This window comes from Pseudomonas hefeiensis (assembly GCF_030687835.1).
In the GTDB taxonomy this organism is placed as follows: Bacteria; Pseudomonadota; Gammaproteobacteria; order Pseudomonadales; family Pseudomonadaceae; genus Aquipseudomonas; species Aquipseudomonas hefeiensis.
The window spans coordinates 755,391-775,014 of sequence record NZ_CP117449.1; the positions used below are offsets into that span (position 1 = coordinate 755,391).

The 19,624-nt window shown below is 60.2% G+C and carries 11 protein-coding genes; 2 read left to right on the forward strand and 9 right to left on the reverse strand.

Features of this window, described 5'->3' with window-relative positions; translation table 11 throughout:
• The first annotated feature begins 199 nt into the window (after positions 1-199).
• Positions 200-7,273, forward strand: a complete 7,074-nt coding sequence (locus PSH57_RS03215; RefSeq protein ID WP_305387788.1) for a TcdA/TcdB pore-forming domain-containing protein — start codon at positions 200-202, stop codon at positions 7,271-7,273.
• An 80-nt stretch (positions 7,274-7,353) separates the two neighbouring features.
• Here PSH57_RS03215 and PSH57_RS03220 read toward each other — a convergent pair whose 3' ends face one another.
• Positions 7,354-8,013, reverse strand: a complete 660-nt coding sequence (locus PSH57_RS03220; protein WP_305387789.1) for a hypothetical protein — start codon at positions 8,011-8,013, stop codon at positions 7,354-7,356.
• Positions 8,014-8,222: 209 nt separating this feature from the next.
• Here PSH57_RS03220 and PSH57_RS03225 point away from each other — a divergent pair, with 209 nt between their 5' ends.
• The gene (locus PSH57_RS03225; RefSeq protein ID WP_305387790.1) at positions 8,223-9,071 is read left to right on the forward strand and encodes a hypothetical protein; all 849 of its coding nucleotides are present in this window, start codon (positions 8,223-8,225) and stop codon (positions 9,069-9,071) included.
• Here the strand turns inward: PSH57_RS03225 and PSH57_RS03230 are convergent.
• The 8 genes from PSH57_RS03230 to prmA form a co-directional block, all read right to left on the reverse strand.
• Positions 9,049-9,645, reverse strand: a complete 597-nt coding sequence (locus PSH57_RS03230) for a MarC family protein (RefSeq protein ID WP_076382842.1) — start codon at positions 9,643-9,645, stop codon at positions 9,049-9,051. The two genes, PSH57_RS03225 and PSH57_RS03230, sit on opposite strands and share 23 nt — an antisense overlap.
• 62 nt (positions 9,646-9,707) lie before the next feature.
• The gene (locus PSH57_RS03235; RefSeq protein WP_305387791.1) at positions 9,708-12,482 is read right to left on the reverse strand and encodes a hybrid sensor histidine kinase/response regulator; all 2,775 of its coding nucleotides are present in this window, start codon (positions 12,480-12,482) and stop codon (positions 9,708-9,710) included.
• A gap of 99 nt (positions 12,483-12,581) precedes the next feature.
• Positions 12,582-13,877 carry a phosphoribosylamine--glycine ligase gene (gene purD / locus PSH57_RS03240; protein WP_305387792.1) on the reverse strand — a complete coding sequence of 432 codons (1,296 nt, stop codon included), beginning with the start codon at positions 13,875-13,877 and terminating at the stop codon, positions 12,582-12,584.
• Between the two features lie 217 nt (positions 13,878-14,094).
• Positions 14,095-15,702 carry a bifunctional phosphoribosylaminoimidazolecarboxamide formyltransferase/IMP cyclohydrolase gene (purH, locus tag PSH57_RS03245; protein WP_305416357.1) on the reverse strand — a complete coding sequence of 536 codons (1,608 nt, stop codon included), beginning with the start codon at positions 15,700-15,702 and terminating at the stop codon, positions 14,095-14,097.
• Between the two features lie 83 nt (positions 15,703-15,785).
• Positions 15,786-16,106 carry a DNA-binding transcriptional regulator Fis gene (gene fis / locus PSH57_RS03250; RefSeq protein ID WP_025211617.1) on the reverse strand — a complete coding sequence of 107 codons (321 nt, stop codon included), beginning with the start codon at positions 16,104-16,106 and terminating at the stop codon, positions 15,786-15,788.
• Complete coding sequence (gene dusB / locus PSH57_RS03255; protein WP_305387793.1) at positions 16,103-17,110, reverse strand: tRNA dihydrouridine synthase DusB; 1,008 nt, start codon at positions 17,108-17,110, stop codon at positions 16,103-16,105. Before dusB ends, fis begins: the two co-directional genes overlap by 4 nt.
• Before the next feature lie 185 nt (positions 17,111-17,295).
• Positions 17,296-18,525: a DUF3426 domain-containing protein gene (locus tag PSH57_RS03260; protein ID WP_305387794.1), complete on the reverse strand. Its 1,230-nt coding sequence runs from the start codon at positions 18,523-18,525 to the stop codon at positions 17,296-17,298.
• Between the two features lie 30 nt (positions 18,526-18,555).
• Positions 18,556-19,434 carry a 50S ribosomal protein L11 methyltransferase gene (prmA, locus tag PSH57_RS03265; protein ID WP_305387795.1) on the reverse strand — a complete coding sequence of 293 codons (879 nt, stop codon included), beginning with the start codon at positions 19,432-19,434 and terminating at the stop codon, positions 18,556-18,558.
• Positions 19,435-19,624 lie beyond the last annotated feature (190 nt).

A 19,624-nucleotide genomic window follows, 5' to 3' on the forward strand; every position in this document is an offset into this window, starting at 1 on the left:
CTGTTTGCGGCCTAAGTGAACGCTGTTGTTGGATCGCACAGCGGATGGCGGGTGCTTATCTATTGCAGGAGAACGGCGCAACTTCTCCTGACAAGAGTATTTCTTTGGATTGCTTGATACAGATGCTGCCCGAGTGCCTGGGGGCGATCATCGTGCAAGGCTGTCCTGTATTTATATACGATAAATGGAAGTATTGTTTATGAATGAATCTAAGGTTTCATCGGCGGATAACTACGTCGATTTTGTGGGTTTTTTGAAACTAAAGGATCTTGAACAGGCATTAATACCGCACAAGGGCTCCGATCAATATGATTCGGTGCTTCGGTATTACTTCGGTTGTATCGCCCTGTTGGATTCTCCACGCATGTTGGAACCGTTGGGGCTGCTCAAGCAAGCGGTGGCAACCTTACAGGGAAGCAGCCGGCACCGTCGTGCGCCGGAGCCGCTGAGCGCCGATGGCGCCGGGTCTACGAACCTGGCGCAGATACAAACCAAAATCGAGGGATTCGAAGCGCGCCTGCACAACAGCGTCGAGCAGTTGAAACTACCCGCCATCGAAGTGCCAAAAAACCTGCATTTTGTCTGGCTTGGGGGAGGCGTCGGAGCGATTCAGCGTGACTACATCAATATCTGGAAACAGGTGATGGGCCCGGAGGGTTATCGCCTCAGCCTCTGGTATGACAGCGATGCGCTGCTGGCCTATGAGACTAACCGGATCATTGTCGAAGCCGCCAAGGCCGATGCCATGGCCAATGGCGCACAGGCCAGTACCGATGCGCTGGCGTTGGGTGACCGGTATGAAGAACGCGCCATCGTTCTGAAGCAGCAAATGTATGCGCATATCACCAAGGCCATGAAAAACGGCGACAGCGCCGATGAGGCGAGAATCGATCTACTGGTTCGCGCCTACGGTCAGGATAAGGCGCGGCTCAAGACCTTGAGGAACGATAACCGCCTCAGCCTCACGGCCTTGGCTGAGGGGTGTCTGACCTTGCGCGACGTTGCCATCGGTCAGGCACCTCTGCACTTGCGGGATATCTACGAACGCGAGATCAGTCTGCGTGGGATGTTTGCCGGGGGCTCCGATATCGTGCGCATCGAAGCCCTGTTCGCCGAAGGTGGCAGCTATGTCGATATCGATCACCTGCCGCCCCTGCTGGAGAAACTGGGTGAGGTGGACATTGGTGGGTTCAAGACCGACGCGCGCCTGGGGGTGCTGCAGTTGCTGCTTGATCGAAACCCCGAATGGATGCCCGGCCGTCAGGCATTGCGCAGTCAATACACGGATTACTTCAACGCGATCCCGTCGCAGCATCGCGATGCACTGGAGCGTTTCGCTAAAAGCCGGCCGGAGTTGAGCCGCGTTTTCCGCCCGCCGGTGGAGCGCCTGGCTCGCCCGTACGAGCTGCGCGCCGTTGCCGCGCGAAACTCGTTGAGCAACGCTTTTTTGATGGGCCACCCTGGGGCGGCGATGCTCAAAACCGTGCTTGAGCGTTTCAGGCGCAACTATGAAATCGTCGATGCCACCGCTCGCCTGGCCGATGAGCAGAACGTTGCCCTTACCGATGCCGAGACCATGATCGGTCTTGCACGTCAGGCCGCGACGCAGGTTTTCGGTGCATTTCATGAGCTGTCACCGGAAGCGGAAATGGCCGCGGCTTTCCTGGTGGAGGCGGCCGCCACTTACTACAGCGACGGTATTCGTCCCCAGAGCGAAGTGACGATCTATCTGACCGGACCTGCCGCGATGCGTGAGGGGATGACCGATTACCAACGGGCGCATTTTACCCCTCGAACCGCCGAGCAGTGGCGCGCCGAGGCGGTCATTGCGGCCGTCGGCAGCGTCAACGGGGCCACCGAGGAGGAGCTGGATCACTCCTGGAAGGAAAACGAAAGTGACACCGGGCAATGGCTCGATAACGAGAAAAAACGCTGGCGAGAGGGCCAGTTCAAGGCTCGTTATGCCGGTGATATGGCCGAACTGCTCAAATACCGCACGCTCCAGTTCGATGAAGGCTGGCCGGTGGTCGAGGGGCGACATGTGTTGTCCACCGAGCTGCTGCAGCATCTGGCCGATGAGCTGGGTAAACCGTTCATGCAGATGATGAGTCTGAGCCATGACGGTACGGTGATTTTCGACAAGGCCATACCCCTGGGTTTTGATGAGCGTCAGTCGATCCTCACCCAAAGCGCCAGTGCGTTGCCGCCTGCGTCATTGAGCAATCAGCACACGCGCCCGTTGTCCGTCGTTGAGCTTCTGGAGCGCCTCGCCAAAGGCAATGTCGAAGTCGCTCAATTGAGCCCCCTGCAACGGCTGCTGCTGGGGGCCTTGACCGGTGCCAAGGCATTGGATAACCGCAGTTTCGATGCGGTCCGTCCGCAGTTGGATAACCTGGCCAACAACGTCGCAAATCAGGGGAGTGCCGGCGCTTATGCAACGATCGAGCATGCGTTGTATCAACATAAGGCGCCGGCTTTTCTGGCCGGGCTTGCCAGTGCGGCTGAGCATCCGCCCGGGCATGAGGAAACCGCCCTGATCCTGAAGAAAAACGCCCTGGAGCAGTCTTTGACATTGCGCCAATGGGGCCGGCACGTCGCCCGGATCCGGCAGGTGGCGAAGCTTGAGTACCGTGTCCGGATTGTGGAACGCCTCGGCACTGTCCTGGACGGTTTCGACGCCGACACGATCAAGCTTGTACCCCAGGATCTGCTGCTCCAGGGCGATGGCGACAGGGTGGGCGGACGTTGCTATCCCTTGGCCCTGGCAATGGCGGCCGCCTTGTCGCAGGACAAGGTCGCGGTCAACACCTTGCGTGAGCGGTTCTACCTGGGGGTGATTGAGCCTCAGGCCAGTGATTCGCAGACTTTCCTGAACTGCGTGGAGTCATTGCGCAACGTGCAGATCGGCGATGTCGGCAGTGGGTTGGTGCGCTCGGATCTGAATGCGGTCGTCGACATTCTGCAAGCCAGGACAACGACCAGCACGCTGATGCTCAACTCCGACAATCACGCCATGCTGGTGGCCAAAACCATAGAGGGTGAGCGCAGCACTTACCACTTCTACGATCCGAATTTTGGCGTATTCGAGTTCGAGCATTCGACACGCTTCAGCAAAGCGCTGGAGCAGTTTTTCCTCCAGCAGGAGATGGCCAGTCATTACGCCGCGTATGGCGATGCGGCGCGTCCGACCTTCGATCTGATCGAACTGGACGGCGCCAAGGTGGCGAGCCTGGCATTGCCTGACGCCATTGAAGTCTCGAAATTGCTGCAACCCGGCGCGCTGCCGGGGCAGTCGCAGCGCCCCGTCAGACAGCGGTTGGCCAATGCTCGGGGGCAGTCGCTGCAGAGTAATCCTCGACTGGGCAGTTGTCTGCTGGCGCTGGATGGCCATTGGTGGGGGCAGCAGATTACGCAAGCAACGGCCGATCTTCAGCAGACGAATCAATTGGCATCAGACCTTGTGCCGTTGTTCGAAACCCTGGAGGTCATGCCGAACGGATCGTACCGGATGAGCCTGATCGATCCTGAGAGTCCCGAGCACCTGGTACGGGTCACCACTGACGACCATCGATTCTTGCGTATAAAAAGCTATCTCTCGGAACGGTTTTGCGCCTTGGCCAATAAACCGTCCGCGCCCAGCGATCCCACCGAAGTGGGCAGCGTCCACACCCTGAACGCCGGTTTCGCCATACAGGCGTTGATGAATGCGTTGAGGAGACAGGAAGGACCTGATCGCTCCTTGACGCTGGCGGTGCGCCTGCATGCCTATGTCAATTACGCGCAATTGGTCCATGGCAACGTGGTTGATGTGGCGGGCCTGGTGGGGCTGGTTCGCCAGGCACTGGCTGAAGAAAAACTGATTGCCCGTACCGTTGCGCCAGTGGTCAAGGCCGCAGTGGGGACCAGCGTGAGCGAGGCGACAGGGGGACTGCTGCAACTGGCGAATGTCGGCTTCGATATCTATCAGTTGTCGACCGCCGACAGTGAAGTGGCACGCGCTCAGTTTGGCACGCAACTGGCGTTCGACTCGGCCGGGCTGGCGTTGTCGATGGGTGCCTACGCCGTCGGTGCTACCACCGCCGGAGCGTTTCTGGGTGGTGCCGCGGTGATTCTGGGCGGATTGGCGGTGGGGGCGGCGGCGCTGGCTCAGGGTTTCGCCACCATTGCTGAAGAAGCCAGGCAAGTCGGGCTGTTCTTCGATGAGGTCACAAAAGTTCATCTTCAGCCCTATCGCTTTGACGCCATCAGTGGGGCATGGCTGCCGCGTTCTTCGTTGATCGTTCAGACATTGGATCTGACCCGCTCCGAGCTCGCGCTGGGCAGCCCCAGACTGTATCCGCTGCGGGATCATTTCGGAGTGCCGACTTTCGATGACGATTACGCCCGGGCAATCGATATCCGTCGAGAGCTGAATCTGCCAGGTCGAGTCAAGTTCACGCCGCCGCTGGGCCAGGTCGTCGTCCTGCCCTGCACACCGCAAACCTGTTATCGCTACGAGTACAAGGCACTGCCCTTCGCGAGCCTGCGCCATGACAGCGGTTTTGACACGGCGCGGCGTCTGGAGAAAAGGAAAGCGGATGGCGGCTGGCTGTTCCTGTTTTCGTTCTATTCGTTTCCCAGCGATTACATTCTCTACCGCATGGTGCCTGACTATCGACCCACAGTGATCGAGGTCTGGCTCGACGGCGTGGATCGCTCGCTGGTGGTGCCCGTGCTCCCTCCCGTCTGGCACGCAAAGGTCGCCTATCGGATTCGGGGCGCGGGAAAACGATGCGCGTTGGTACTCAATCCCGGCGTGAGCCTGACGCTTGAGTCGATGCCTGCGCAGAAGTCCAGTTGGGTATTGAATGCCCTTTGGGTCGGCGAGAGCGACATCCGCTTCGAGGGTTCAGGGAAGCTGTTTATCGGTGAACTCCAGGTAACGTTCACAGGGACGGGGAGCCATGAAGTCCTGCTCAAGATCACCGACAATCAGGTGCTTCAGGTTGACCTGAACGCACGCAAGCTCACCCTTGTCGAGCAGGATGTGCCGTCGGGCATGAATCGAAAGGCGTTGCAGGGACACCTCAAGACCCTGGCTCAAGAACACCGCCTGGTGATGCCGTATACAGCGGTTCACCACTATCTGATTCCGTTCGAGGCACCGGACGAGCCCCGCTATATCACGGCATGGTACGACGCGAGAGAGGACCGCTTCCTGTACATTCGTGACGATATGCCAGGCGTCGACGACGCCATATTGGGGGCGGTGGCGGGTGGCTCCTGCTATTTCTACGACCCACAGAACCTGATCATCTGGCAAGTCGATGCACTGACCGGGCTGTTGAGCCATCGCTATTGGCTGTGGGGTGCAAACAATGTGACAAGCACCATCAAGAGCGTCGAGGCGGATGCGCAGGGGGTGATTCATGTCGTACAGCAAATCACCCGCGAGGATCAGACCAGCGATGTGCTGGTCTATGTGATCCATGATGGGCAACTGCTGCTCAGCTCGGTCACTCGCGACCTGGACCTGGCGTTGGAGTCGGTCCTGAGTGCCAGACCGACACTGGCCGACTGGTCGCAGGTACTGGGTAACGGCTACCCTTTTACACCGTCTGTTGGCGAAAACGACACCTTCATCACCGTCAATTGGCAGCCGGCCCCTTTCGTTTCAGTCTGCTGGAAGCCCGAGGCACAGTGGCGGGACATGGCGTGGGTTCGCCGTAGCGATAGTTTGATCATCCGTCCCTCTCCCAGACGTAATCATCACCGTGGCTGGGCCGACTCGATCAGGAACATGACGGACCTGACACTGCTCACACCGGCGGGCGACATCGATGTGTTTGTCATCTACGACAGGCTCAGACAGGAACTGTGCCGCAAGCAACATACCGTGGTGGCGGGAAAAGGGCACTGGTCCGAAACATGGATGCGGCCGCGCAAGCTGGACAACGTTCTGGCGGTTGACGGTGGTTACGTGGCGCTGACGGCAGAGGGCCTGTTCTTCAATATGACGAGCCAGGGAAGACTGGCGTTGGGCGGTTTGAGTGAAGGGTGGCTCAAGGACCGGGCGCACTGGTGGTCCGCATTGGAACCACTGGCCCGACAACACGCGACCGACAGCTTTGCCCTGATCGGTTTGACCAACTTCATAGGTGACGCGAGGCTGTGTGCCTGGTACGTCGGCAACCGCTTGTTGCTGGCTGATCTGGGGCACGGCAAGCAAGTGCGCCTGCTCGGTGTAACCCCCGATAGCGAGGCAGCCTGGTTATTTGATGTGTCCAATGGCGACGTCTATCGCCAGCCATTTATCGATCCGCAGAAGCTGGAGGCTGCTTTCGGCACGGGTTCGCAATTGCTGCGGGCCGAGGCGTTGCCCCGCGCGGAGCGGGTGTGGGGGCCCTGGCAGTTTGTCGAGTTGACGGTCGAAGGGGCGGGGCTGCGTGGCGTAACGTTCGAAGGCGTGGTGGTTGCGTTACGAGACCGGGCGCCGGCATTGATTACCGGGGTTACTCACGAATGGGTCGTCGCGCAAGGTGGCCGGGAGTACGAGGGCCTCAGGAAGTTAGTGGCCCAACCATTTCATAGCGCACTGCTGTCAGTGGAGGAGCCCGGCAACCTGCAATGGTTCGTCGCCGAGACCGAACGTGTGATTCGGGTCCCCAAGACGGTCATTCCAGAGTCCTTCGAACTATTGGGCACACAGCAGCGGACCCACGTGCTGCTTCATGAGAGCGAGAATGGAAAGCTGCTGACGTTGCCGGGTGTGGGGCGTCTAGGGCCACTCAGCTATATCCGGCGTGATGCCGAGGTTCTGGCCATTGAGGGCCAAATGAGGATCGATGATCTCCTGCCGCTGATGCCGGACGATGTCACGACCCTGGTCCTGCGCATGGGTCAAGGCGCGGTGAGTTACAGGTTGTCGAAAGCGGTCTGGTTGCGGGTCAAGTCGGTCATCCTCGACTGTCGGCATTCGCTGGGCAGCGCGGTGACAAACCCCGGCAAGCTGATCTGGGCGCACGATGAGCCTGACCAGTTGCTGCTCAGTCGTATCCATGAACACTTGGTAATCATTGATCCGTACAGCGGGCACAGTGTGATTTTTCGTGAGGTGTATGTGGCCGATGTCAATTTGCGCGCAGAGGCCTTGCTCAGTTTTGGAGGGCGACGGCAGTACAGCGTTTCGACACTGATACAGCGGTTGGATGCTCTGCCGGACGCCCGGAACGGCGTCACGCTGAAGGCGTTGTCAGCGGTATCGGCTGCCGTGGAAAACAACCTGGCGGGCTGAGTGGGTCATTCTCTAAAGTCGGCTTGGTGCAAAAAAAGGGTTGCAGGTGGTAGGACCTGCAACCCTTTTTTCTGCGCTGATTAATGGTTCGGCAGGCGGGTCTTTCTCAAAGGAAAGCGGCGCATGAGGTGCTCATGCAGCAGTTGGTTAATGAGCGCTCTTTTGCTGTCCAGTGCGCGCCTGTTCAACGTCAGGAAGGCCCTGCGTTGAACGATTTTGGCTGAGCGTTTTTCCCGGTCCCAGAAGAGAAAACGGCGTCTTTTTATATCAACGCTCAGTTCAAGTTTATAAAGGGCGATCTGAAGGTTGCCTTGTGAGTCGTATCGGGCCGGGATGATTTGAAAGGTCTCGCCTTCCCGGGTTTCCTGGTCAAAAGTCAGCAGGGCCGGTTCATCGGTTTTCAAGGTGTCGAGCGTATCGATCATCGCGTTCGCCTGTCGTGAATCCCTCATGGCTTGAGCGCTCTCTACCAGGAAGTCCGCTACGGAGCCCGTGACGATATGTTGGGTGGTTGTTTGGATGGAGTCGCCATACAGGGACCAGCCCAGGAAATCCAGCGTGCGGACATATTCTTCAAACCAGCCTTGGGCGTCGGTATAGCGATTATGGCCAAGGTCGGCCGAGCGAGTGGCGATGTTATTGCAGTCTGCGAGGTCGTTATGGTCGTGCAGTGAAGGTGTTTCGATGTACGAAACCAGGTTGGGGCCTGTGACCAATCCGGCCAGGTGTATGTTGTTCATGAAGACGCTCCGTGGGTCAGTAGTTGTTTTTTATAAATACAACACTGGCCGCTGACTTCAAGTATGTGGAGTCGTTAAATAAAAACCGGATGTGTGAGGGTGGAGTTACATACAATGTAATTGGTTGGGGTTTTAATTGTTCTTGGGAATAAATTAGATTGGTGCTTGTTCGCAGGAGCGGACATGAATATAACCAAGGAAGTGATGAGATGGAAAAGTTTGAAAGTGAAGTTGGTGTTGCGCAGAGTGCTGAATTGATCCAGGCGCGTATTAACAGGCGCAAGACACTGGCCACCGCTGGCCGGCGTGTACGCAGGTCCATCGAGCAGTCTGACAGCCCGACCAGGAGTCTGGATGCGCTGGTGCTGGGAGATACACTCGTAGGCTACGGCAATAACATGTCGCTCACTAATATGGCGATCATGGAAAACCTGATGAGCATGGCAATCATGGAGGCTAACTTCGAGGTTCCCGGCGGCAAGAACACCCACGCGTGGTATGACGCTTTTATCCAATGCTTGCATGATCTTGGGTGTTTTGTGGCCGACGATGGTTATACCCGCTACTCCGAGAGTTCCCGGCGTGTGGACATGGACTTGGTGATCAGCGATATCGTCAAGGGGCTCATCGACGGCGTAAAGGCCAGTATGCCGGCCGCGACGGTGCTCGGGGCCGTGGTGAACACCACGATTGACGGACTGAAGAACGATAAGGAAACCATCGATCTGTTCGACAGCCAGGTCAAGACGGCCGACGGCACGCGTTTATCCGTCATCCCTTGCGAAGAGTTGGCCAGCGGCCTGCTGATCGCCTCGTCCGCCTCGATAAAGCAGTCCGGTTCTTCGAGTAACGGCGGCGTGCTGTTCGTAAACTGGCAATCTTCAGCGCGGGAGATCTTTCGCGGTAAATCGTTCGTTACCTTCAACCCTGCCCGTTACGAGGCGTTCAGGCAGGACATCGAAGAGTACCTGGGCGTACACCGCAGGGAGGTGCTGAGAAAGCGATTCAACCGTCGCAAGCAAGCCGCGGCTGTTGTTATGGCACCAGATAGCCTCTGACCCCGGTAAAGATGATCTGCGCGGCCAACGCGCAGACAAACAGACCCATCAGGCGGCTGACGATCTGTAAGCCCTGGTCACCCAGAATCCGCTCGATGCGGCTGGACAAGTAAAGCACCACGCCGACGGTGAAGCTGGCCAGGGCGATGCTGATGATGGCCATGAGTTTGTCGTCCCAGTGCGGCTGGCTCACGCCCATCACCAGCAGGGCGCCAATGGTGCCGGGGCCGACAGTCAAGGGAATGGTCAGCGGGACGATGGTCACGTCCTGCTGAACATTATCGGTCTGTACGGCTGACTTGCCTTGGGCCATGCCCAGCGCCGAAATGAACAGCACGCTGCCGGCGCCGATTCGGAACGCATCCACGGTGATGCCGAACACGCTGAAAATCACCCGTCCGAACAAGTACAGCAATACGCTGGACACCAGCGTCGCGATCGCGACTTTCCAGGCCAGGCGCCGTTGTTCCTTGCGCGAGTAGCCGCGAGTCAGGCTGATAAAACACGACAGCACGAAGAAGGGGCTGTAGAGCACCAGCATCTTCAGGTAAACGCTGAACAACACATGAAGCATGGTCGAGGCTCAAGACAGAGAAGGACGTCGGGAGTCTATCAGGCGTTTTGGTGTCTGTCGGCTCAGGACGTCTGCGCGGTACGATTCTGCTGGTCGCGCTGGGCCACCCAATGTTCGATCAGCTCGCGCAGTTGCGACAGCTCCACTGGTTTGGCCATGTGCCCGTCCATCCCGGCCTGACGGGCGCGCTCTTTGTGCTCGGCCAGGATGTGCGCGGTGAGCGCGACCACCGGGGTGCGGGTCCGCTGGTTACCCATTTCCCAGGCACGCAGTTGCTGAGTGGCGGAAAAGCCGTCGAGGATCGGCATTTCACAGTCCATCAAGACCAGGTCGTAGCGTTGCTCCTTCATGGCCTTGAGGGCTTCCTCACCGTTGCTGGCGGTGTCGGGTTGCAGGTTGAGCTTGCCGAGCATGCCGCGGATGACCTTGGTGGAAATGCTGTTGTCTTCGGCCACCAGGATGCGGAAGTCGCTGGGCACTTTTACCGGGACGACAGGCCCGGCGCTCAGCGGGATGTTCGGCGCCTGGCCTTTGTTGCGCTGGTTCAGTTCGTCCGCCAGGGTGGTCTTGAGGGTATAACCGGCCACCGGTTTGGCGAGGATGCGCTTGACTCCGCTGTTGCGCGCCACGATCTTGCTCGGCGCGTTGCTGATGCCGGTGAGCATGATCAACAGGATGTCGTGATTCAGGCTCGGGTCTTCCTTGATCTTGGCCGCCAGTTGCATGCCGGTCATGCCGGGCATGTTCTGGTCCAGCAGCACCACGTCGAAATAGTCCCGAAGGTGAGCCTTGGTACGCAGCAGCGCCAGGGCTTCCTTGCCCGATGGTACCGCGCTGACGTTCAGGCCCCAGGCGCTGCACTGCTGCACCAGCACTTTGCGGCAGGTGTCATTGTCGTCGACGATCAACACCCGCGCCCCTTGCAGCGGACCATCTAGGTCGGAAGTCGGATGTTCGAGGCGATCCGGGTCCAGCGGCAAGGTGAGCCACAAGGTGCTGCCCTGGTTGCTGCCGCTTTTGATGCCGAACTCCCCATGCATCAGTATGATCAGTTGGCGGGCGATGACCAGACCCAGATTACCGCCCAGGCGGGTGGCCGAGAGGAAGTTCTTGCTGTGCAGTTCGGCGTGCATCAGCGTGTCGCGCTCTTCGGCGTCCATGGGTGTTCCGCTGTCCTGCACCGCGATGCGCAGGCGCGGCTGATTGCTGCGCTCGTCCAGCGCCACGACGATCAGCACTTCACCCTCGTCGGTTTTTTTCAGGGCGTTTTCCAGCAGGCTCAGCAACGCCTGGCGCAACCGTGTCGGGTCACCGCTGATCACTCGCGGCACCTGGGGCTGGATAAAGCTGATCAATTCGACATTCTGCTGTTCGGCCTTGGCGCGGAAGATGCTCAGGCAGTCCTCGATCAGCGCATTGAGGTCGAATTGCACGTCGTCCAGTTCGATCTGCCCGGACTCCAGCCGGGAAATGTCGAGGATCTCGTTGATCAGGGTCAGCAGTTCATTGCCGGCGCTGTGGATCGTCTGCACGTAATCGCGCTGCTTGACCGACAGCGGTGTGCCCAGCAACAGTTCGGTCATGCCCAGCACGCCATTCATTGGCGTACGGATCTCGTGACTGATCTTGGCCAGGAACTCGGCCTTGGCATTGATCTCGGCGTTGCTCGCCGCCAGGTCGCGGCTGATGCTGAAACGGCTCTCGTTGATTGAACGCTGGCGCTCGCCCAGGGCGACACTCATCAGCAGTCCGCTGACGCAGATGAACCCCAGTAGTGTGATGATCAGGCCCTGGGGGGCGACTTGCGTGAGCCCTTGCAGGGCTGGAAGGATGATCAGCGTGCCCAGGTTGAAGACCACCATGGCCGCGACAAACAGCCGTGCCGGGCGGTAGCCCTTTTGCCAGTGCCAGGCGCTGACGAACAGCATGCTCAGGCCGGCCAGGGCCACCAGGGCATAGGTCATGATATTGAGCGGCAGTGTGTTCACGAACAACAGCAGCAGGCTGCAGAGCGTGATGAACACGATGTCTCCCAGCAGCAGCCGGTTCAACGGATGCGGGCCCAGGGGCGCGAAGAAGCGGTAGGCGAACATCAGGCCGCAGGGCGCGGTCAGCAGCAGGGCCAAGTAGGCCCCCGGCGTTTGAATCGCCGGCCAGTCGGGCAGCCAGGCGCCAGCCAGGTTCAACAGCAGCACCAGGCTCAGCATCAACAGCCCTTCACAGGCCGCCAGCCACAGGCAACTGCGTGAACGGGTATAGGCGTAGCGGGTGAGATTGTGCAGGATCAGCATCGCGATGCAGCCGAACAGCAACCCATAGATCAGCGTCTGGTTCTGATTGGCGGCTGCCTGTATCGCCGGTTCCAGAGTGACATTGGGCCGCAGTTCGTGGCGGGACGACAGTCGCAGGTAGACGTCCAGCTGTTTGTCGCTGCGAGGCAGGGCCAGCAGGTAATCGCTGCTGGGTACGGGGTGTTCGATACGGGGCAGGGCATCGCCACCGACTTGTTGGTCTACCAGGGCATCGCCGTCCAGCACATAGAGGTTCAGGCGAGACAGGTCTGGCGCAAAGATGCGCAGTATTTGTTCATGCGGGTCGGGGGCCAGCCGGAACCGCAGCCACAATGCCCCGCCCGGCCCGGCGGCCTTCAGGCTGTCCAGGTCGATGGGGCTGAATTGGTTGGTGTAGCGGGCAGAACGGATGTCGCTCAGCTTCAGGTCACCCTGTTCGTCGAGCAATACCGCCCAGCCACTGCCTGGCGCGGCCTGGGCCGGGAGCGTGCAGAGCAGCGTCAGCAGGGTGACGGTTAAACCTATGGCAATCCTGAGCCAGCGCACGGCGAAATCCCTTCGTAGGTTGATGCCAGATTATAACTATGCGCGGCGCCGGAGCAGACAGGCAAGGGCCATGGGCGCTTGCCTGTCTGAATGGCCGGGTTATTCCAGACTTTCGCCACGCTCGCGGGCAATGGCCCGGTAGCCAATGTCCTTGCGGTAGAAACAGCCTTCCCAATCGATCTCGGCGGCAAGCTTGTAGGCCTGCTGCTGAGCCGCGTCGACGCTGGACCCCATGGCGGTGGCGCAAAGCACGCGACCGCCGGCGGTGACTACCTGGCCATCCTTCAGCGCGGTCCCCGCATGGAAAACCTTGCCTTCCAGCCCGGCTGCAGCCTCCAGGCCTTGTATCGCATTACCTTTAGCGTAGTCGCCCGGATAACCCCCGGCTGCCAGCACCACACCGACGCTTGGACGCGGATCCCATTGGGCTTCGACCTTGTCCAGTGCCTGGGCCAGAGCCGCTTCGACCAGCAGCACCAGGCTCGATTGCAGGCGCAGCATCACCGGTTGGGTCTCAGGATCGCCGAAACGGCAGTTGAATTCGATGACTTTTGGGTTACCAGCCTTGTCGATCATCAGGCCGGCATACAGGAAGCCGGTGTAGACGTTGCCTTCCTCGGCCATGCCGCGCACGGTCGGCCAGATAACCTGGTCCATGACCCGCTGATGGACCTCAGTGGTGACCACCGGGGCAGGGGAGTAGGCACCCATGCCACCGGTGTTCGGGCCGCTGTCGCCATCGCCAACACGTTTGTGGTCCTGGCTGGTGGCCATTGGCAGGACGTTCTTGCCATCGACCATGACGATGAAGCTGGCTTCTTCGCCGTCGAGGAACTCTTCGATCACCACCCGGGAACCGGCATCCCCGAAGGCATTGCCGGCCAGCATGTCGCGCACGGCGTCTTCGGCTTCGGCCAGGGTCATGGCTACGATCACGCCTTTACCGGCGGCCAGACCGTCGGCCTTGATCACGATCGGTGCGCCTTTTTCGCGCAGGTAAGCCAGGGCCGGATCGATCTCGGTAAAGTTCTGGTAGTCGGCGGTCGGAATCTTGTGACGTGCCAGGAAATCCTTGGTGAACGCTTTCGAGCCTTCCAGTTGCGCGGCGCCGGACGTTGGGCCGAAGCAGTCCAGGCCACGGGAGCGGAACAGATCGACCACACCGGCGACCAGCGGCACTTCCGGGCCGACGATGGTCAGCGAGACGTTCTTCTCGGCGAAGTCGGCCAGTTGTTCCAGGGCCAGCACGTCGATGGCGACGTTTTCGCACTTGGCTTCGATGGCGGTGCCGGCATTGCCCGGTGCCACGAAAACCTTCTGCACACGCGGATCCTGAGCCACTTTCCAGGCCAGGGCGTGTTCACGGCCACCGCTGCCAATGATCAAAACATTCATTTCAAAAACCTCGGATGACGCTGATTCTGTTGAGCACCTCAGGGATGCTTTTCTGTGGGAGCGAGTTTGTGTGGAGCTGGGCTGGTGTGGGAGCTGGGCTTGCCCGCGATAGCATCACCTCGGTTTGCCTGATAGACCGAGTTGCCTGTATCGCGGGCAAGCCTTGCTCCCACAAAGCCTTGCACCCACATAAATCCAGCTCCCACATTGATCGATGTTAGTGACGGAAGTGGCGCATGCCGGTGAATACCATGGCGATGCCGGCCTCATCAGCGGCGGCGATCACTTCGCTGTCACGCATCGAACCGCCCGGCTGGATCACCGCAGTGATGCCGACCTTGGCCGCGTTGTCGATGCCGTCGCGGAACGGGAAGAACGCATCGGAGGCCATGACCGCGCCCTGTACCTGCAAGCCTGCGTGTTCGGCCTTGATCGCGGCGATGCGGGCCGAGTTCACGCGGCTCATCTGGCCGGCGCCGACGCCGATGGTCTGGCGGTTCTTGGCGTAGACGATGGCGTTGGACTTGACGTACTTGGCGACTTTCCAGGCGAAGATCAAATCGTTGATTTCCTGCTCGCTTGGGGCGCGCTTGGTCACCACTTTCAAATCTTCGCTGCCGATCATGCCGATGTCGCGACTTTGTACCAGCAGGCCGCCGTTGACGCGCTTGTAGTCCCAGGCCGGCGCACGGTCGGCCGACCATTGACCGCAGGCCAGCAGGCGTACGTTGGCCTTGGCGGCGACGATGGCGCGGGCTTCTTCGCTGACCGAAGGGGCGATGATCACTTCGACGAACTGACGCTCGACGATGGCTTTGGCGGTTTCGGCGTCCAGTTCACGGTTGAAGGCGATGATGCCGCCGAATGCCGATTCGGTGTCGGTGGCGTAGGCCAGTTCGTAGGCCTGGCGAATGCCGCCCTCGGCGTCCGGGCTAACGGCCACGCCGCACGGGTTGGCGTGCTTGACGATCACACAGGCTGGCTTGACGAAGCTCTTGACGCATTCCAGCGCCGCATCGGTGTCGGCCACGTTGTTGAACGACAGTTCCTTGCCTTGCAGTTGGGTGGCGGTGGCGATGCCGACTTCGGCTGGCTTGGCTTCCACGTAGAACGCCGCGCTCTGGTGCGGGTTCTCGCCGTAGCGCATTTCCTGGGCCTTGACGAACTGGGTGTTGAAGGTGCGCGGGAATTCGCTGCGACCTTCCGTGCCCAGGGTTTCGGCCGCCTGGTTCACGGTGCCCATGTAGTTGGCGATCATGCCGTCATAGGCCGCAGTGTGTTCGAAGGCCTTGAGCATCAGGTCGAAGCGCTGAGCGTAGGTCAGGCCACCGGCCTTGAGGTTATCCAGTACGCTGGCGTAGTCGCTGGCATTGACCACGATGGCTACGTCTTTGTGGTTCTTGGCCGCCGAGCGGACCATGGTCGGGCCGCCGATGTCGATGTTTTCAATGGCGGTCGGCAGGTCGCAGCCTGGCTTGTTGATGGTGGCTTCGAACGGGTAGAGGTTGACGGCCACCAGGTCGATCGGCTTGATGCCGTGCTCGTTCATGATGGCGTCGTCGATGCCGCGACGACCCAGGATCCCGCCATGGATCTTCGGGTGCAGGGTCTTGACCCGACCATCCATCATTTCTGCAAAACCGGTGTAGTCCGCGACTTCCACTGCGGCGACGCCGTTGTCCTGCAGCAGCTTGAAGGTCCCGCCGGTGGAGAGAATCTCGACGCCCAGCTGTTGCAGTTCGCGGGCGAATTCGAGGATCCCGGTCTTGTCGGAGACGCTGATCAAGGCGCGGCGGATCGGCAGGCGGGTGGTCTGGTCGGTCATTTCAATTTCCATCAAAAGCAAGGGAAGTCAGCAAAAAAGGCGACCGTTTTTTACGCGGGCGCCTTTCTGGTTTGATTGAATGCTTACAGCAGATCGTACTGCTTGAGTTTCTTGCGCAGGGTGCCGCGGTTCAGGCCCAGCAGCTCACTGGCCTTGGTCTGGTTGCCCTTGACGTAGTTCATCACGCTTTCGAGCAGAGGTGCCTCGACTTCCGAAAGCACCAGGTTGTACACATCCGTGACGGCAGCGCCCTCAAGGTGGGCGAAATAATTGTGCAGCGCCTTCTCGACACTCCCGCGAAGGGTCTGACCTTCTTCGCTGGGCGTATTGAGGTGCTGTTTCAAATTTACGTTGTCGCTCACGGGTGTTATTCCACTCACTAAAGTCTCGGTCATCATCGTCATGCGGCCACCCCTTCGTCCCCTGTCAGGCTCTTGTAACGCTCAGCGAAGAACGCCTGAACGTCGGCGCATTGTGCTTGCGTACCATCCAAACGATTGAAACGGGCGCGAAACTCCCTGGCGCCCGGCAGGGTTGCGAGATACCAGCCCACATGCTTGCGAGCGATGCGTACACCCATGACTTCTCCGTAGAAGGCATGCAGCGCGGCCAGATGCTCTAGCAGAATACGTTCCACCTCGGACAATTGCGGCGCAGCGAGCTTTTCGCCAGTGCGCAGGAAGTGTTCGATTTCACGAAAAATCCATGGCCGCCCCTGGGCAGCCCGGCCGATCAACAGCCCGTCGGCACCCGTCGCGTCGAGCACGTACCGGGCCTTTTCGGGCGAATCGACGTCGCCGTTGGCAAAGACCGGAATCGACACCGCCTGCTTGATCGCGGCAATGGTGTCGTACTCGGCCTCGCCGGTGTACAGGTCGGCACGGGTGCGGCCATGCACCGCCAGCGCCGTGATGCCTGCCTGTTCGGCAATCTTCGCCACCGTCAGGCCGTTCTTGTTCTCCCGGTCCCACCCGGTGCGGATCTTCAGGGTCACCGGCACATCGACCGCAGCGACGACCGCCTGCAGGATCTCGGTGACCAGCGCTTCGTCTTTCAACAGCGCCGACCCGGCGGCTTTGTTGCAGACCTTCTTCGCCGGACAGCCCATGTTGATGTCAATGATCTGTGCGCCCAGCTCGACATTGGCCCGGGCCGCCTGCGCCAGCATCTGGGCGTCGCCACCGGCGATCTGCACCGAGCGGGGCTCGGGATCGCCTTCGTGGATCATGCGCAGACGCGATTTGCGGGTGTTCCACAAACTCATGTCGCTGGTAACCATTTCCGAAACTACAAGGCCGGCGCCCAGTCGCTTGCACAGCTGACGAAAGGGCTGGTCAGTGACGCCCGCCATAGGGGCGAGAACCAGGCCGTTCTGTAATGTATATGGGCCGATGCGTACCGCCGACATAGGACTTCCCTGAAGTGGGGCCGGATCATGAGACTTCGAAAAAGGGTTGGCATGATACCCGCTCTCGATGACTGGATAAAGGTCGAATTGGATAAAATCTGAACAGCTATTTTGTTATCGCCAGCGGTTTGGTTCGGCTGCGCTGAGTCAGAAAGCTGCCGCCAATCGTCCGGCCCTGATGTGCATCACTCTGGTGAATGAAAGCTCAGGCTGTAGTTCACCGCTTTAGGTCCCGGGTCGAGGATATCCAGGGCGATATGAATGGGAGTCTGCGGCGGCATTTCCCCCAGGCCTTCGGCATCGCCGCCAAGATATTCACCGGGTTTGAAACGGCGACTGGCGATCAGATGTCCGTTGAGGTCGGCGAATCGCAGCTCCAGCAGCGGGAAAGGCTGGGAGAACGGCGCACGGTTGTAGATGATTGCGTCTACCACCAGGGCGCCGCTGAACTCCGGATGGCTGCGCACCACCAGGTTACTGCTTTTGATTTTGGCGATGTCGACCTTGGACGGCACGTCACAGCCGATGGTCGGGCAAATCTGCAGGAACCAGGGGCGATACTGGTCCTGACGGGCCAGTTCTTCGAAGTGGTAGGCGATGTACTGACCGGCCAGGGCCGCGGCGGCAAACAGTATCAACAGACCCCACAACAAGCGCCGGCCCCAGGGCGAGCGGCGTTTGCGCCAGTCCAGTTGCAGCGGGTCGTCATCCAGGTCCTGAAGGGCCTCGGCGCGTATTCCGGGCTCATGGCGCTCGCGGGCCTTGCGCATCGGCCCCGGTTGCCGCGGTGCTTCGTCGTGATCGTCGCTGGCAGACAAACTTTCCAGGTGTTCGTGGGGCTCGTCGTCCGGCTCCAGGCGTAGCGGGGCGAGCGGCTCGTCGTCCGGTTCCAGCGGTTCCAGCGCCAGGGACAAGGACGGTTCGGTGCGCGGAGGCCGGGCCGGTTCATGGGGGGCGAACGGTTCGACCGGGGGCTGGAGGGCCGTTTCGTCGCGCTCGCTGGCAGACTCGCTGTACAGGCTGTCGGACCAGGGTTCCTGTTCGTTCAGGAGGGGCTCACGCTGTGCGTTCAGATTGTCTTCACGGCGCCGGCCGAAAGTATCCGGTGCCCGGTTGTCACGCCGTTCCAGGCGAGCCAGTTCCTTGTCCAGGTCATCGAGGTCCAGCTCGGCGGCAGTCCATTGCTTTTGGCTGATCGCTCGGGGCGGGGATTCGGCGACGGGCGTCTTGATCGGTGGCGCCAGGGGCGTGACGGTTTCCTTGGCAGCATGCTGTTCCAGCAATTGCCGTGCGGCATTGAACACTTGCAGGCACGAGCCACAGCGAACCACCCCGCGGGCCACGCTCAATTGAGTATGGCTGACGCGAAAACTGGTGTGGCAATGCGGGCACTGGGTGACGAAGCTGTCAGTCATGCGGCAATCCGGTTGATACAGGCGCCCATTCTAGCGCCGACGACCGGTGATGCGCACCCAGCCATCGCGATTGGCGATGGGGTCCAGATTAAAGTCCGCAGCATATGCGGCGGCGACTTCTTCGCCCTGTTCAGCCAGGATGCCCGACAGCGCCAGGCGCCCGCCCGGTTTGACCAGGCTCGCCAGTTGCGGCGCCAGGGATACCAGCGGACCGGCCAGGATATTGGCCACCAGTACGTCGGCCTGAACCTGTGGCAAGTCTTGCGGCAAGTACAGTGGGAACAGCTCTTGGGCAATGTTGTTACGCCCGGCGTTGTCGCGGGATGCTTCCAGGGCCTGGACGTCGATGTCGGTGCCGACCGCTTCCTTGGCGCCCAACAGCAGCGCGGCAATGGCCAGGATCCCCGAGCCGCAGCCGAAGTCGAGCACGTTGCAGTCTTTGAGGTCCTGGCCGTCGAGCCATTCCAGGCACAGCGCGGTGGTCGGGTGTGTGCCAGTGCCGAACGCCAGGCCCGGGTCCAGCAGCAGGTTCACTGCGTCCGGCTGCGGCGCGGCATGCCAGCTCGGCACGATCCACAGGCGCTGACCGAAGCGCATCGGCTGGAAGTTATCCATCCAGCTGCGTTCCCAATCCTGGTCTTCGATCACTTCGCTGTGATGCTCGGGCAACGGGCTGCCGGTGAGCAGCTCCAGATGTGCCAGCACGCTGGCCGGCTCGGTGCCGCCTTCGAACAGGGCCAGCAGGTGAGTGTGGGACCACAACGGAGTGGTATTGAGTTCCGGTTCGAAGATCGGCTGGTCCTCGGCGTCCATAAAGGTTACCGATACGGCGCCGACTTCAAGAAACGCGTCTTCGTAGGTTTCGGCTTGTTCCGGGCTGATGGCCAGACGTACTTGCAGCCAAGGCATGGCGGGCACCTTTGGGAAAAATCTACAGGAGGCAGCACAGGGCTGCAAAGGCGCGCAGTGTACGCCAGGTCGCCATCAAAGTGGATAAGCGAGTCTCGTGCCGCGGGCGTGGTGTTTCGATATATATATGTATGACATGGGGGCAATGCAGGGCGGATAAGGTGCGGGTCCACACAACAGGGAGGAATGT